The 15,238-nt window shown below is 52.2% G+C and carries 13 protein-coding genes; 8 read left to right on the forward strand and 5 right to left on the reverse strand.

Going from position 1 to position 15,238, the window contains the following annotated elements:
- Positions 1 to 88 precede the first annotated feature (88 nt).
- The gene (locus EPIR_RS07060) at positions 89 to 634 is read left to right on the forward strand and encodes a cell division protein ZapC (RefSeq protein ID WP_023654645.1); all 546 of its coding nucleotides are present in this window, start codon (positions 89 to 91) and stop codon (positions 632 to 634) included.
- A 7-nt stretch (positions 635 to 641) separates the two neighbouring features.
- Here EPIR_RS07060 and EPIR_RS07065 read toward each other — a convergent pair whose 3' ends face one another.
- Positions 642 to 1,751: a YcbX family protein gene (locus EPIR_RS07065; protein ID WP_023654646.1), complete on the reverse strand. Its 1,110-nt coding sequence runs from the start codon at positions 1,749 to 1,751 to the stop codon at positions 642 to 644.
- Positions 1,752 to 1,875: 124 nt separating this feature from the next.
- Between EPIR_RS07065 and rlmKL the strand changes: the two genes are divergently transcribed.
- The 6 genes from rlmKL (at position 1,876) to rmf (ending at position 9,840) form a co-directional block, all read left to right on the forward strand.
- Positions 1,876 to 3,993, forward strand: a complete 2,118-nt coding sequence (gene rlmKL / locus EPIR_RS07070; RefSeq protein WP_023654647.1) for a bifunctional 23S rRNA (guanine(2069)-N(7))-methyltransferase RlmK/23S rRNA (guanine(2445)-N(2))-methyltransferase RlmL — start codon at positions 1,876 to 1,878, stop codon at positions 3,991 to 3,993.
- Positions 3,994 to 3,999: 6 nt separating this feature from the next.
- Complete coding sequence (locus EPIR_RS07075) at positions 4,000 to 5,913, forward strand: ABC transporter ATP-binding protein (protein WP_023654648.1); 1,914 nt, start codon at positions 4,000 to 4,002, stop codon at positions 5,911 to 5,913.
- An 18-nt stretch (positions 5,914 to 5,931) separates the two neighbouring features.
- Entirely contained in the window at positions 5,932 to 7,206 is a 1,275-nt protein-coding gene (gene pqiA / locus EPIR_RS07080) for a membrane integrity-associated transporter subunit PqiA (protein WP_023654649.1), read from the forward strand.
- A complete protein-coding gene (gene pqiB, locus EPIR_RS07085; protein ID WP_023654650.1) occupies positions 7,193 to 8,833 on the forward strand; it encodes an intermembrane transport protein PqiB in 1,641 nt (546 codons plus the stop codon). The genes pqiA and pqiB overlap by 14 nt, the downstream gene beginning before the upstream one ends.
- Positions 8,833 to 9,399, forward strand: a complete 567-nt coding sequence (gene pqiC / locus EPIR_RS07090; RefSeq protein ID WP_023654651.1) for a membrane integrity-associated transporter subunit PqiC — start codon at positions 8,833 to 8,835, stop codon at positions 9,397 to 9,399. Before pqiB ends, pqiC begins: the two co-directional genes overlap by 1 nt.
- A gap of 273 nt (positions 9,400 to 9,672) precedes the next feature.
- Complete coding sequence (rmf, locus tag EPIR_RS18165; protein ID WP_023654652.1) at positions 9,673 to 9,840, forward strand: ribosome modulation factor; 168 nt, start codon at positions 9,673 to 9,675, stop codon at positions 9,838 to 9,840.
- Between the two features lie 74 nt (positions 9,841 to 9,914).
- On the opposite strand, the gene fabA is transcribed toward rmf, so the two are convergent.
- Together fabA and EPIR_RS07100 are read right to left on the reverse strand one after the other, a co-directional pair.
- On the reverse strand, positions 9,915 to 10,433 hold the full coding sequence (gene fabA / locus EPIR_RS07095; RefSeq protein WP_012441823.1) for a bifunctional 3-hydroxydecanoyl-ACP dehydratase/trans-2-decenoyl-ACP isomerase: 519 nt from the start codon (positions 10,431 to 10,433) through the stop codon (positions 9,915 to 9,917).
- 68 nt (positions 10,434 to 10,501) lie between these two features.
- Entirely contained in the window at positions 10,502 to 12,337 is a 1,836-nt protein-coding gene (locus EPIR_RS07100; RefSeq protein ID WP_023654653.1) for an AAA family ATPase, read from the reverse strand.
- 112 nt (positions 12,338 to 12,449) lie between these two features.
- On the opposite strand from EPIR_RS07100, the gene matP reads away from it, so the two are divergent.
- Positions 12,450 to 12,902, forward strand: coding sequence for a macrodomain Ter protein MatP (gene matP / locus EPIR_RS07105; RefSeq protein WP_023654654.1), 453 nt, complete (start codon positions 12,450 to 12,452; stop codon positions 12,900 to 12,902).
- An 89-nt stretch (positions 12,903 to 12,991) separates the two neighbouring features.
- On the opposite strand, the gene ompA is transcribed toward matP, so the two are convergent.
- Together ompA and sulA are read right to left on the reverse strand one after the other, a co-directional pair.
- A complete protein-coding gene (gene ompA, locus EPIR_RS07110) occupies positions 12,992 to 14,059 on the reverse strand; it encodes a porin OmpA (RefSeq protein ID WP_023654655.1) in 1,068 nt (355 codons plus the stop codon).
- A 349-nt stretch (positions 14,060 to 14,408) separates the two neighbouring features.
- Entirely contained in the window at positions 14,409 to 14,915 is a 507-nt protein-coding gene (gene sulA / locus EPIR_RS07115; RefSeq protein ID WP_023654656.1) for an SOS-induced cell division inhibitor SulA, read from the reverse strand.
- Positions 14,916 to 15,238 lie beyond the last annotated feature (323 nt).

The raw sequence follows: 15,238 nt of genomic DNA on the forward strand, positions 1-15,238 counted from the left end.
GTGGAGTTGCTGAAATTGCTTTCTGTTTGCTGAAAGCGCTGATCTTCTTTCGGCTGTTTGTAACCAAGTATGAATACAGGAAGCTTTCATGAAGATTAAACCAGGCGATAAATGGCATTGGTTTTTTGATGCAGAACTCGATCGTATGATGCTCGACCTTGCTGACGGCATGTTGTTTCGTTCTCGTTTTCCGCGCAAGATGCTAACCCCTGATGCCTTCAACGTTTGCGGTTTTAGCGTTGATGATGCCGCACTGTTTTTCACCTTCGAGGAACGCTGTCGCGAAACTGAACTCAGCGACGATCGGCGTGCTGAACTGGTGCTGAATGCACTGGTGGCGACGCGCTTCCTGAAACCCCTGATGCCTAAAAGCTGGCATTTTGATACCCGTCTTCAGCCCGGCTGTTCCCCGGTGTGTGGTGAACTGGTCTGCGTTAAGGTCTCCGCAAGCGGTGAAACGGCCATGCTGCTGGTGGTGGAGTCTGGCGAAAGCGCCGCACTTTGCCTGCTGGCACAGCCACAGTTGAATGTGGCTGGCCGGGAAATGTTGCTGGGGGATGCGATTAAAATCATGCACGACCGCCTGCTGCCCTTGCAAAAAGTAGACGGTTTGCATTTTGCACACGCGATTTAAATGATGGTTAACGCAGTACCAAATCGCTTGCCGGAATGCAGCTACAGCTAAGTAAGGTTCCGTCATGGCGCAGAGCGCTTTTCTTCATAGCCCTGACCTCGCCACTGACCAGGGATACCTTACAGTTGCCGCAGACGCCTGCACGGCAGGAGTAAGGGACTTTTATTCCCTGCATTTCCAACTGTTCAAGTAGGACCTGCTGATTGTTGCCGGTAAAGTGCTGTCCCTGCCAGTTTATTTGCACTTCGCTGAACGTATCAGGGGCCACCTTAGGCACCTCATTCACCTGCCCGGCACCATAGGCTCGTGCTGTGTGCGTGGACAAAACCTCTATTTCGTCACCAACGTGCAGTACGCCGCTGTTCCGCGCCAGCAGATTAAGACCGAAATCGATATCGCCGCTGCCATCCAGCGCGCGACGAAAGCCTTGTAGCGTGTTGAGCGGTTCGCCACCTGGATGCTTTCGCCCATGCTGCGTACTGACCGTTGTCAATATGCAGCGGCTACAGGGTTTCGCGACATCAAAAATGACGTCGCCGATCCGCAGGGATGACCACTTATCCTCCGCCCATGCCTGCGCGCCACCCACGACCAGATTAGGACGGAATTGCTCCATTCTGATGCCTGCCGGACAGCGCTGTTGCACATCGTGTAGCGAAGACTCGTTGACCAGTAGGTAAGGATAGCCATCGGCAAACCCGAGGGGAACCTGTGTGAACCGTTTTACCCGGCGCGTCATTTCTGGTCCTACCCAACGCAGCTGTACCGGGCGCGGAAAGAAGTTGCTTAACCACTGATTGATATTGTCCGGGGCGATAAGGGCGGTGAACGTATTGCCCCATACCTCGGTCGGGGACGGGGATGCCAGGAAATCAGCAAAACGCACGTTAACGCTACTGCCATCGGGGGCGCTGAGATGCAGGCCGTCGACAACCAGCGCCGGCGTTAACAGCACCAGAGAAGGATACTGACGCGCAGTAATAAACGTGCCATCGGGTTCGGTCAGCATAAAAATGCGGTCGAACGCCAGCCCGCTGGCTAATGCCTGAGCATGTGAAACCTGCATGGCGCGCATTGATTTGACCGGGTGCACAAATAAACGTGTCAAACTAATCATCAATTCTCCAAAGCGTTGCGCCGTTCTTGACAGGCATTTATGCAGTAAAAGATGCTAACTTTATGACATGAAGCCATGATTAGCTATAATGCGCAGCAATTTTATGATGACGATAAGTGAAGCTATGAATTCTCTGTTTGCCAGTACGGCGCGTGGGCTCGAAGAGCTGTTAAAAAATGAACTGGAAACGCTGGGAGCGGAAGGCTGTCAGATCGTTCAGGGCGGCGTACATTATCAGGTCAGCGATCGTCTGATGTATCAAAGTTTGATGTGGAGCCGTCTGGCCTCACGCATCCTGTTGCCGTTAACCGAATGTTCGGTTTACAGCGACCTCGACCTCTATCTTGGCGTGCAGGCCATTGACTGGCCAGCGATGTTTAGCAGCGACAAGACCTTCGTGGTGCATTTCAGCGGCCTGAATGAGGTGATCCGTAACAGCCAGTACGGTGCATTGAAGGTTAAAGATGCCATCGTCGACAGCTTTACGCGTAAAAATTTGCCGCGTCCGAATGTCGATCGCGATCAGGCGGATATCCGCATTAACGTCTGGCTGAATAAAGATACCGCCAGTATTGCCCTGGATCTTAGCGGTGACGGCCTGCACCAGCGCGGCTATCGCCAACAGACCGGGCAGGCCCCGCTGAAAGAGAATCTGGCTGCCGCCATCGTGTTACGTTCAGGCTGGCAGGCCGGTACGCCGCTGGTCGACCCGATGTGCGGATCCGGCACGCTGCTGATAGAAGCGGCGATGATTGCTGCCGATCGTGCGCCGGGGTTACAGCGTAAACACTGGGGATTTACCGGCTGGAGCAAGTTCGACCCGTCGTTATGGAGTGACGTCACGCGTGAAGCCCACGAACGTGCACGTCAGGGGACTCTGGCAACACCGTCGCGCTTCTTCGGCTACGATAACGATACCCGCGTTATCGAACGTGCGCGTATCAACGCCCGTAACGCCGGGCTCGCTGACCTGATCGGCTTCACCACCCAAGATGTATTAAAACTGACTAATCCGCTGGCGCAAGGCCCGGTCGGCACCGTGTTGAGTAACCCTCCTTACGGTGAACGACTGGACAGTGAGCCTGCGCTGATTGCCCTGCACGGCCAGCTGGGGCGTATCATGAAGACCCATTTCGGCGGTTGGAATCTCTCCTTGTTCAGCGCCTCTCCGGAGTTATTAAGCTGCCTGCAGCTGCGCGCCGAGCGTCAGTTTAAAGCGAAAAATGGTCCTCTGGACTGCGTACAGAAAAATTACCAGCTGGCGGAGAATCCTACGGGCGCTCCGGCAGGGCAACTTGCGGAAGATTATGCCAACCGCCTGCGTAAAAATGTTAAAAAACTGGACAAGTGGGCGCGTCAGGAAGGAATAGAAAGTTATCGCGTATATGATGCAGATCTACCAGATTATAATGTGGCGGTCGATCGTTATGCTGACTGGGTGGTGATCCAGGAGTACGCACCGCCGAAGACAATTGACCCGGCGAAAGCGCGTCAGCGCCTGTTTGATGTCATTTCTGCCACGCTTAGCGTTTTGGATCTGCCCGCGAATAAGCTGGTGCTGAAAACCCGTGAGAAACAGAAAGGGAAAAGTCAGTACCAGAAGTTGGGTGAAAAGGGTGATTTCTTCGAAGTCTCGGAGTATAACGCGAAATTATGGGTTAATCTGACCGATTATCTCGATACTGGCGTCTTCCTCGACCATCGCATCGCGCGTAAAATGCTGGGGCAAATGAGCAAGGGCAAAGATTTCCTCAACCTGTTTGCCTACACCGGTAGCGCCAGCGTGCATGCCGGGTTGGGCGGCGCACGCAGCACCACCACCATTGATATGTCGCGCACTTATCTGGAGTGGGCCGAGCGCAATATGCGTCTGAACGGTCTCTCCGGGCGTCAGCACCGCCTGATGCAGGCTGATTGCCTAAGCTGGCTGCGCGACGCTGACGAGCAGTTTGACCTGATTTTTATCGATCCACCGACATTCTCAAACTCCAAACGTATGGATGAAAGCTTTGATGTCCAACGCGATCATCTTGATTTGATGAAGGATTTGAAGCGTCTGCTGCGGAAAAATGGCACTGTGATGTTCTCTAACAATAAACGCGGTTTCAAAATGGACTTCGCCGGAATGGAAGCTCTGGGCCTGGTGGCCAACGAGATCACCGCCAAAACGCAGTCGCAGGATTTCGCCCGTAACCGTCACATTCATAACTGCTGGCTGATTACTCACGCCGGTAAGGAATAAAGTTTTATGTCACTCATTAGTATTCACGGCGCTTATCTCTCATTCAGCGATGCGCCGTTATTAGATAACACCGAACTGCATATCGAAGAAAACGAACGTGTCTGTCTGGTCGGGCGTAACGGGGCGGGTAAATCCACCCTGATGAAAATCATCAACCGCGAACAGCCGCTGGATGACGGGCGCATCATTTATGAGCAGGATCTGATCGTTGCGCGCCTACAGCAGGACCCGCCGCGTAACGTGCAGGGTTCAGTGTATGACTTTGTCGCCGAAGGCGTTGAAGAACAGGCGGAGCATCTCAAGGCTTATCACGCGATCTCCCATCTGGTGATGGAAGATCCGAGTGACAAAAACCTCAATGAGATGGCGCGGCTACAGACGATTTTGGATCACCAGAATCTGTGGCAGCTGGAAAGCCGTATTGATGACGTGCTGAAACAGATTGGCCTTGACGGTGACGCGCAGCTGTCGTCACTCTCCGGCGGCTGGCTGCGTAAGGCGGCGCTCGGGCGCGCACTGGTCAGCAATCCAAAGGTGCTGATGCTTGATGAGCCGACCAACCACCTTGATATTGAAACCATTGACTGGCTGGAGACCTTCCTCAAAACCTTCCAGGGCAGCATTATCTTTATCTCGCATGACCGATCGTTTATCCGCAATATGGCGACGCGTATTGTCGATCTCGACCGTGGCAAACTGGTCTCCTGGCCGGGGGATTACGATCTCTACCTGACCAGCAAAGAAGAGGCGCTGCGCGTTGAAGAGATGCAAAACGCTGAATTCGACCGCAAGCTGGCACAGGAAGAAGTGTGGATACGCCAGGGCATTAAGGCGCGTCGTACCCGTAACGAAGGCCGTGTGCGTGCGCTAAAGGCATTACGTCGTGAGCGCTCGGAGCGTCGTGAAGTGATGGGCAAAGCCAACATGCAGGTTGAAGAAGCGAGCCGCTCCGGCAAGATTGTCTTTGAACTGGAAAACGTCAGCTACGGCATTGCCGGAAAACAGCTGGTGCGTGACTTCTCACGTCAGGTGCAACGGGGCGATAAAATTGCGCTGATTGGCCCCAACGGCTGTGGGAAAACCACGCTGCTTAAACTGATGCTCGATCAGTTAAAAGCTGACAGCGGACGGGTGCACATCGGTACTAAGCTCGAAGTGGCTTATTTCGACCAGCACCGCGCCGAACTGGACCCGGATCGCACGGTGATGGACAACCTGGCGGAAGGTAAACAGGAAGTGATGGTGAACGGTAAGCCGCGCCACGTTCTGGGTTATCTGCAAGAGTTCTTGTTCCATCCGAAACGCGCGATGACGCCGGTGCGTGCGCTGTCCGGCGGTGAGCGTAACCGCCTGTTGCTGGCTCGACTGTTTTTAAAACCAAGCAACCTGTTGATCCTTGATGAGCCGACCAACGACCTCGACGTGGAAACGCTTGAACTGCTTGAAGAATTAATTGACGGCTACCAGGGTACGGTGCTACTGGTGAGCCACGATCGTCAGTTTGTTGATAATACCGTGACCGAATGCTGGATTTTCGACGGTAACGGTGATATCGGTGCCTTTGTCGGCGGTTATCATGATGCCCAGCTGCAACGCCGGGCGTGGAAAGAGAATCGTGCGGTAGCCAAAGGCAGCAGTAACGCAGCGCCTCAGACCAGCGCCAGGCAGGAAGCGGTAAAAAAACCGGCTGCCAAGTTAAGCTATAATTTGCAGCGCGAGCTGGAGCAGCTGCCGAAAAAGATGGAAGAGTTAGAGGCTAAGTTGGGGTCTTATCAGTCACAGGTTGCTGATGCGAACTTCTTCAATCAGCCCCACGACGTTACTCAACCGGTGCTGGATGCACTGGCGCAGTCCGAGCAGGAGCTGGAAGTTGCTTTCGAACGTTGGGAATATCTGGAGTCGTTACAAAACGGCGGTTAGTCAGACTGAGGGTTGAATATGTGTTCGTCGCACCACACGCATCAATGGATGCTTTGTCCGCAGTGTGACCTGATGACACAGTTGCCCGATATCCGGCCGGGCAGTAAGGCAAGCTGCCCGCGTTGTCACACCACGCTACAGTCAAATTGGGTTGAGCCGCGCAAGCGGCCAACTGCCTACGCGTTAGCGGCACTGTTCATGCTGTTGCTGGCAAATTTGTTTCCTTTTATCAATATGCAGGTCGCTGGCCTGAGCAGTGAAATCACCCTGATACGTATACCCAGAGTGATGGTTAGCGACAACTACAGCAGCCTGGCCACGATGTTTTTGCTCTTTGTTCAGGGCGTTCCTGCTTTCTGTATGCTGACGATCCTGCTGCTGGTTAATTCGGCACAGATGCCGCAGCCGCTGAAGCGTGGTATGGCGCGGGTACTGTTTCATCTGAAAAGCTGGGGGATGGCGGAGATTTTCCTCGCCGGTGTTCTGGTGAGTTTTGTTAAGCTGATGGCCTACGGCGATATTGGTATCGGCACCAGCTTTATCCCGTGGTGCCTGTTTTGTATCCTGCAACTCCGGGCGTTTCAGTGTATCGATCGCCGCAGCTTGTGGTTGCGCATCGCCCCGATGCCACTTCTTCCCTTTAAGCCAAAGCCTGCGGTGAGCGGCTTGCGCCAGGGATTGCGTTCATGTCGCTGTTGCACGGCGGTGCTGCCGGGCGATGCGGTCGTTTGCCCGCGTTGTGCCACACGCGGTCATCCTCGACGTAAACATAGCTTACAGTGGACGCTGGCATTACTTCTGACCTCTGTATTGCTCTATATCCCCGCTAATCTGATGCCCATTATGATCACCGAGGCGCTAGGCAATAAAATCACCTCAACGATTATGGCTGGTGTGATCCTGTTGTGGAGCGAAGGATCTTATCCGGTGGCATTGGTGATTTTTATCGCCAGTATCATGGTTCCATCGTTGAAAATGATCGCCATTGGCTGGTTATGTTGGGATGCTAACGGCCAGAAAAGCAACAGGAAAGACAGTGAACGCATGCACAAAATTTATGAAGTAGTGGAGTTTGTCGGGCGCTGGTCGATGATTGACGTATTCGTTATTGCCGTGTTGTCAGCACTGGTTCGTATCGGAAGATTGATGAATATCTATCCTGCTATCGGGGCACTATTATTTGCGCTGGTGGTTATCTTGACAATGTTTGCCGCTATGACGTTTGATCCCCGTCTCACCTGGGACCGGGCAAGAGAAAAGAGTACTGAGGAGCCTGCAAGTGACGGACAATAACGACGGAACAGCCAGAGTTGAACAGATTAAGCGCTGGTCACCCGTGTGGATCATCCCCATTGTGACTGTGCTGATCGGAGCATGGATTATTTTTTACCACTTTAGCCATCAGGGGCCGATGGTTACCCTGATTACCACCAATGCTGAAGGGATCGAAGGCGGCAAAACCAAGATCAAAAGCCGCAGTGTTGATGTCGGGACGGTGGAAAGTGCCGTGCTGACTGACGATTTGCACCATGTTGAGATTAAGGCACGGCTCAATTCCGGTATGGAAAAACTGCTGAGCGCAGACAGCGCGTTCTGGGTAGTGAAACCGGCGATAGGCACTGAAGGGGTAACCGGGCTGGGTACGCTGCTTTCGGGAGCCTACATTGAGTTGCAGCCGGGAGCTAAAGGCGAAAAAGCAGAGCGCTATGCTCTGTTGGATACGCCGCCGCTGGCTCCACCCGATGCTAAAGGCATTCGCATCACTCTCGACAGTGAAAAAGCCGGGCAGCTGAGAGCGGGCGACCCGGTGCTGTTCCGTGGGTATCGAGTGGGTTCGGTTGAAACCAGCGCTTTTGATGCAGATAAACGCATGATGACCTATCAGCTGTTTATTACAGCCCCCTACGATCGTCTTGTGACCAATAATGTCCGTTTCTGGAAAGACAGCGGCATTGCGGTAGATATGTCGGCTTCAGGTATGCGCGTCGAAATGGGATCGCTCACCACGCTGTTTAGCGGCGGCGTGAGTTTTGACATTCCATCCGGATGGGACTTGGGCACGCCCGCAGAAAACAAATCGGAATATCGCTTGTTCAACGACCAGCGCAGTATTCAGGATTCGTTGTACAGCGTACATAAAGATTTCCTGCTGTTCTTCAACGATTCTATCCGTGGTCTGCAAAAAGGCGCACCGGTTGAATTCCGTGGCATCCGCCTCGGTACTGTTGCGGATGTCCCGTTCACCATGCCGGGGATCGCACAGCGTCTGAATAATGATTATCGTATTCCGGTACTGATCCGCATCGAGCCCGATCGTTTCCAGTCGCAGCTGGGCAACGATTTCAACTTTGAAAGGCATTTGAAAGATGGAGTCGCTGCCGGTCTGCGCGCCTCGCTGAAGTCTGCCAATCTGCTGACTGGGGCATTATATATCGATCTGGATTTCTACAATAATGCCAAACCGGTGTCCGACCCGGCGACCTTTGCAAATTACAGCGTGATCCCGACCGTTAGTGGGGGGCTGGCACAAATTCAGCAGAAGTTGATGGAGTCACTGGACAAGATTAATCGTCTTCCGCTTAATCCACTGCTGAATGAAGCGGCAGGAACACTGAAGGAAAGCCAGCGCACGCTGCGTGAGATGCAAAAAACGCTGGATAATCTTAACCAGCTGACATCAAGCCAGTCGATGAAAGAGCTGCCTGCTGATATGCAAAGCACCTTACGCGAGCTTAACCGCAGCATGAAGGGCTTCCAGCCGGGATCGCCAGCCTACAGCAAGATGGTCGGTGATATGCAGCGCCTTGATCAGGTCTTGCGCGAATTGCAGCCGGTACTGAAGACGCTTAATAGCAAAAGTAATGCGCTGGTGTTTGAAGCCAAACCGGGTCAAGACCCACAGCCGAAGAGGGCGAAATAATGATGAAATGGATCCCTGTCGCTCTTGCCCTGACGCTGAGCGCCTGTAGCAGTACCCCACAAAGCGTCTACTACCAGCTACCGATGGCCGCGCCCGGCGCTGCCGTCAGCAGCAGTTCGGCGCTCTCCCGGCCGCTTTGGGTTGAGCGAGTCACGGTGCCGGATTATCTGGCAGGTAGCGGTGTGGTTTATCAAAGTAATGATGTCCAGTACGTTATCGCCGCGAATAATCAGTGGGCCAGTCCGCTGGATCAGCAGTTGCAGCAAACGCTGGTAAGCAACCTCAGTGCCGCGTTGCCGCAGGCGCTCATTTCCTCCACGCCGCCTGGCCAGCAGCATGACACGCTAAACGTTACCGTGAGCGGCTTCCACGGCCGTTATGACGGTCATGCCGTCGTCAGCGGTGAGTGGATGCTGGAAGTTGACGGTAAATTGTTCAAGCAGCCATTTGTGCTAGCACTGCCGCAGAAAGAAGATGGCTATGATGCTCTGGTTAGAACGCTGGCTGTCGGCTGGCAACAGGTCGCAGGGCAGGTTGCTAACACGATGATTGCGAACAATAAATAACCTATAGATTAAGACCGGCTAAACCTTTGATTATTGCAACTCGAGCGGTTGCACGGTCAAAGGTTTTTTTATAAATCATAGGGTTATAATTTTTTATTTTGTCGCAACGGAAAAAGAAAAGTTTAGGCTGGCTCACAAATATGACACTCTCGTGACATTTTCTCATTGATTTTTGTTGTCAGTCGCGGTAAAAATTTAATCGTGGTTGCTCGTAAAGTAACCACTGTTTTCTTTCCACCAGATTCCACCAGACTAAAATGAGGGAAACGCGGCATGAAGAGACAGAAACGAGATCGTCTTGATCGGGCACATTCACGAGGTTATCACGCAGGCATTACCGGGCGTTCAAAAGAGATGTGCCCTTATCAAATGCTGGAGGCTCGATCTCACTGGTTGGGAGGTTGGCGACAAGCCATGGAGGACAGGACGGTTACCGCGTAACACCTGTTCACTGAAAAGGAAAAACCTCCGCCACGGCGGAGGTTCTCATATGTCGGCTATGCGGAAAACGTTTATCAGAAGGCGGCGGTGTCTTTGAACAGACCCACTTTCAGGTCGCTAGCGGTGTAAATCACTTCGCCATCTACCAGAACTTCACCATCTGCCACGCCCATTACCAGCTTACGGTTGATAACGCGTTTGAAATGAATTCGATAGGAAACTTTTTTCGCCGTTGGTAGCACCTGGCCAGAGAATTTCACTTCACCAACGCCCAGCGCGCGACCTTTACCTTCTCCACCCAACCAGCCCAGGTAGAAACCAACCAGCTGCCACATGGCATCAAGCCCCAGGCAGCCAGGCATCACCGGATCGCCGATGAAATGGCAGGAGAAGAACCACAGGTCCGGGTTGATATCCAGCTCAGCTTCAACAAAGCCTTTGTCATATTTGCCGCCGTCTTCGGTCATTTTAACAACGCGGTCCATCATTAACATATTGCCGGATGGCAATGGTGGGCCTCCTGCACCGAACAGTTCACTGCGACCTGAAGCAATCAGATCTTCTTTTGTATAGGATTCGCGTTTATCAACCATATTCTCAATAAGCCTTCTTTAAGTGAATTTCGGATTCTAGCTTACAGCTGTAAGCTGAACAAGTCCGATTAGCTTCGATTAAACCAGTTTAGCCAGCGCAGAGGCCAGGGACGGTGCCGGGCATCCTGCAAGGTAATTTGCGCTATGCGCTCTTGTATCGCCTGGAGCAGGCAAGCTCCTTGCTCCTTATGCCACTCTTTGCCGGTCAAAAGCGGCAGGGCTTCATCAACGCTGGATACCGCCCAAAGATGGAATTTACCGTCGCGCACAGCATCGACAACGTCTTGCTGTAAGGAAAGATGACGAACGTTGGCCGCCGGGATGATGACGCCCTGATTGCCGTTAAGCGTGCGCAGGTTACAGATGTGGAAGAAACCTTCAATTTTTTCATTCACTCCGCCTACCGGCTGTACGCGACCGAACTGATCGACGGAGCCGGTCACCGCAATCTGCTGGTTGATCGGCTGCAACGCAAGGGCGCTGATAAGCGCACAGAGCTCGGCAAGCGAGGCGCTGTCGCCGTCGACTTCTGAATAAGATTGTTCAAATACCAGTGAGGCTGAAAACGGCAGCTGTTGCTCAAGCTCTAACTCGGCCATTAGCCAGGACTGCATGATCATCATGCCTTTTGCATGAATATTTCCGCCTAGCTCGGCCTTACGCTCTACATCCGTGAATTCACCATCACCCGCGTGCACCACACAGCTGATACGCGAAGGTTCACCAAATGCGCGCGGATGGCCGGGAAACTCCAACACTGACAGGGCGTTAATCTGACCAATCATTTCGCCTTCAGTTTCAATCAGGATTTGTTCCTGTAGAATTTCGTCGCGCATCCTGTCTGACAGGAAGCCCTCACGCCATTCACGCGTGCTCAGGGCGTCCTGTAGGTTTTGCGCACTCAGCGCGGAGTCCTCACTGTATAGCGCGGCGTCCTGAAGCTGGCGTCCGATCCATTCAGGATCCAGCGGAAGCGTATCCTGGTCGCCGGTATAACGCGCGGCTTCGCGGATTAATACGGGCCAGAAATCGGTAGCCGGGGCAGGGCAGTCCAGACTTTCTGCGACGCTCTGTACCCATATCCGCCAGTGGTTGATATCTTCATCATCGACCAGCTGAATATTATCTTCGAACTCGCTGTACAGTGACACGTTGGCCAGTTCAGGTTCCATATCCTGGAAATCAGCCAGGGCATCGCGCTCACCGATCAGAACCAGTCGAAACTGCATCGGCATTGACGGAATGTCCAGCGGCAGCGGGCGGGTTTCGTCCTGTGAATGCCACTCAAATCGCTGATTAACCATGATTTGTTTCAGGCGCAGCCACATTAACGGCTGGGCAAGCAGGGTGCGCAGAGAAAGGATCAGCACCCCGCCATTGGCTTGATGCACTAAACCAGGTGAAAGGGCCAGGGTTGAATGATGGATGCGCACGCAGCCAAAAAGCTGCTCAGGTTCGATCCAGCCAGCCTGATGCACCCCTCCCTCGCTGGCGAAGTTATCCCCTGCTGCTTGCGCCGCATGCCAGCTTACCTCGCGCTCTGTAACCTGGTAGCGGCCACCGTACAGCATCGCCGCACCGTCTTGATTTTCTTCTGCCATTGCAGAAACTATATTCTGCAGCAAAGAAAGGTATGTGGGGCTCTCAGGACTTTTGACCAGCATCAGCGGTACTTTAGCCCGGGTTTGCAGTAACAGATTCAGGCCGTTGCATAGCCGTGCCTGCACGACCGCAAGGCAACCTGAATCGGCAGCAGGTGCCGTCAGGGGCAGATGCTGAAAACGTTCGGTATCGGGCTGTAGGGCGCGCCACTCTAATCGGTAGTTGGTCAAAGTTATCGTATTTTCTGAAATGAATAAAAGCGGCATTATACGCGATTTCAGCCCGTTAAGCACCGTACACATGCGCTTAGCACTGTTCTGATTGCACAATCATCTGCTGGGATCTGTTTTCTTTGCGGCCACATGAAAAAAAACTGTTATTCTTAAACTGTTATATGGTCAGCATGAGATCCCGATGAAATATCAGCAACTGGAAAATCTTGAAAGCGGCTGGAAATGGAAATACCTGGTCAAAAAACACCGGGAAGGTGAATTGATCACGCGCTATATCGAGTCAAGTGCGGCCCAGGCCGTCGTCGATGAACTGCTACTTATGGAGAATCGGCCGGTTGATGTGTTGCAGTGGATAAATCTGCACATCAATCCGATGCTGGAAAACCGTATGAAGCAGACTATTCGTGCGCGGCGTAAGCGCCATTTCAATGCAGAGCATCAGCACACCCGCAAAAAATCAATAGATTTGGAATATTTGGTGTGGCAGCGCCTGGCTGCGCTGGCTCAACGGCGAGACAGTACGCTATCTGAAACAATCGTGCAGCTCATTGAAGATGCAGAGCGTAAAGAGCAATATGCCAACCAAATGTCGTCATTGAAGCACGACTTACAGGCTATCCTCGGTAAATCTTAGAGCAAAAACGGATGGTGAATGTGCTGTAGTGCGTTTGCTTAGGCAATAAAAAACCCCGCATGAGCGGGGTTTTTTCAAAGCGGAGCGACTTAAGCCTGTGGCTGAGTCACAACGTCCTTGATGCCTTTAACTTCGATTTCTACACGACGGTCTGGACCCAGGCAGTCGATCAGAGCTTTACGAGCCTTCACGCTGTCACAGGTGTTGCCAGTAACAGGGTTAGATTTACCCTCGCCACGTGCAGAGATCTTGTTAGCAGGGATGCCTTTAGAAACGAGGTAATCCACTACAGACTGAGCACGTTTCTCTGACAGTTTCTGGTTGTACTGCTCTGAACCGATACGGTCAGTGTAGCCCAGAACAACAACAGAACCATCTTTAGGATCCAGATTGCTCAGCTGGGTGTACAGCTGATCCAGAGCCTGCTGACCTTCTGGCTTCAGAGAAGCTTTGTTGAAAGTGAACAGCACGTCAGATTTCAGAGTGAAACGCTTGGTTTCAACAACTGGAGCTGGAGCTGGAGCCGGAGCAACAACTGGTGCTACGTCATCCTGACCGAAACGGTAGGAAACGCCAACGCTCAGCATTGAGTTATCAGGACGCGTACCAACGGTACCTGCATCACCGATGTTGTTAACCCACTGGTAGTCCAGACGGGTTGCCCAGTTTTTGGTCAGTGCATATTCAACACCAACGGCTGCCAGTGGAGAAACACCGGTGTCGTGGTTACTGATGCGGCCGTAGGTTGGGTTGGTCTGAGTTGCGTCAGCGCGCCATACCATACCACCCAGACGGGTGTACACGTCCAGATCGTCAGCAATTGGGTAGCTTAACTTAGCTGCCAGCTGAACGCCCTGTGCCTTGAAAGCACCGTTGGTTTCGTTGCCTTTGTTAGGCATACGGCCCAGCCAGTCATAACCCAGCTCGAAACCGAGGTATTGATTAGCCTGATAACCAAGGAATGCACCAGCACCCAGTTGGCTTTCGTGGGTTGGGCCATCGTTGTTTTGGTAACCGTTACCGTAGTAACCAGTATCATGGTACTGAGACCAACCCAGCTTACCACCGGTGTACCAGGTGTCATCTTTAGGGGCGGCCTGCGCTACGGTAGCGAAGCCAGCCAGTGCCACTGCAATTGCGATAGCTGTCTTTTTCATTTTTGCGCCTCGTTATCATCCAAATAGGCAATGAGCTTAAAATTAGCTCTTTGGTTTAATCCTTCGCCGGGTTGTAAAGCTCGATTATGACTCTTCCAAAAAATGGAGGTTATTGAGCACCCTGGCGAGCTAAAGTCTACAACGTACCAGCAAACTTACAAGTGCGATGTGACGATGCTCGGTAAAAAAAAGAGGCTTCAGACATAAAATTTAACATTTGAGGGTGAATTTTTTGCTAAAAAAGGAGTCACGTGGGGTCACTAAATCGTTGTTACGCCGCGCCCAGACTAAATTTGTTGCATGAAGAGGGCTTGTTGAAAAAAAAATTTAGGAAAATTCTCGTTTTTACTTAATGATACAAACTTGATTGAATTTTTAACCCATTCAGAGGTCTTGACGAGGGTAAAACACGGCATTCAGAACGCATAATCAGCCCCAATGCCTGGCCGGACTTCGCCGCCTGCTGCAAACGCTGGCGTTCTGATACAGATATTTCGTCTGCCAGCCAACCTAAAACGACACTATAGTTCCCTGTCTGTAATGCTTTGATCATCGCTTCTACCGTGGTGATGGTGTCGCAACAAGGAGACTGCATCACTTTATCCAAGGGAAGGCCAGAACGCAGTAACCAGTCACGGCTAAGTTTTTGTTGTGGTGTTAACCATAACTGCCAGCGAGACTGCGTACCCAGTTGCTGCAATAGTGGCAGCAGCAGTAGCTGAGTCATACCGGGATGATCCTCATTATAAATCAGTTCGCTAATTAAGCCGTTGGCACAAACAGGTGAAATGATCGCCGGTGTGGAAACGTGCTGAGTGCGTTTAACAGATTGAGTTTTTAATGAATGAGTACGCATAATGTCTTCGCCCACCAGTTGACTGTATGGATATACAGTATAGTGCTATTGAGCAAAGATCAACCTCAATCTTGCTGTACGCCGAGTCGAAAATTCATTATGTCAATCACACCTCACTCATCATGATCAGGCTGTATCGGGTTGGGCGTGCCTGCATGCGAATTTTAAGCAGCGGGCAGATAACAACTTTCTTCTGCCGACAGATGAATGAATAAATAGCTTTGCCGATATTGCGCGAGCTACCAAAATATTTCACAGCCGCCGAATGTTTTTTCGTAGCATCTCGCAAAATCATAATGTAAACCGGCCAGACGTGAATTTTT

This window comes from Erwinia piriflorinigrans CFBP 5888 (assembly GCF_001050515.1).
GTDB classification, from domain to species: Bacteria; Pseudomonadota; Gammaproteobacteria; order Enterobacterales; family Enterobacteriaceae; genus Erwinia; species Erwinia piriflorinigrans.

Coding starts and splice junctions, on each gene's coding strand:
- ompA (WP_023654655.1), bottom strand. CDS start 14,059: ATGAAAAAGACAGCTATCGCAATTGCAGTGGCACTGGCTGGCTTCGCT.
- EPIR_RS07065 (WP_023654646.1), bottom strand. CDS start 1,751: ATGATTAGTTTGACACGTTTATTTGTGCACCCGGTCAAATCAATGCGC.
- sulA (WP_023654656.1), bottom strand. CDS start 14,915: ATGCGTACTCATTCATTAAAAACTCAATCTGTTAAACGCACTCAGCAC.
- matP (WP_023654654.1), top strand. CDS start 12,450: ATGAAATATCAGCAACTGGAAAATCTTGAAAGCGGCTGGAAATGGAAA.
- EPIR_RS07075 (WP_023654648.1), top strand. CDS start 4,000: ATGTCACTCATTAGTATTCACGGCGCTTATCTCTCATTCAGCGATGCG.
- rmf (WP_023654652.1), top strand. CDS start 9,673: ATGAAGAGACAGAAACGAGATCGTCTTGATCGGGCACATTCACGAGGT.
- EPIR_RS07100 (WP_023654653.1), bottom strand. CDS start 12,337: ATGTGTACGGTGCTTAACGGGCTGAAATCGCGTATAATGCCGCTTTTA.
- pqiA (WP_023654649.1), top strand. CDS start 5,932: ATGTGTTCGTCGCACCACACGCATCAATGGATGCTTTGTCCGCAGTGT.
- fabA (WP_012441823.1), bottom strand. CDS start 10,433: ATGGTTGATAAACGCGAATCCTATACAAAAGAAGATCTGATTGCTTCA.
- pqiC (WP_023654651.1), top strand. CDS start 8,833: ATGATGAAATGGATCCCTGTCGCTCTTGCCCTGACGCTGAGCGCCTGT.
- EPIR_RS07060 (WP_023654645.1), top strand. CDS start 89: ATGAAGATTAAACCAGGCGATAAATGGCATTGGTTTTTTGATGCAGAA.
- rlmKL (WP_023654647.1), top strand. CDS start 1,876: ATGAATTCTCTGTTTGCCAGTACGGCGCGTGGGCTCGAAGAGCTGTTA.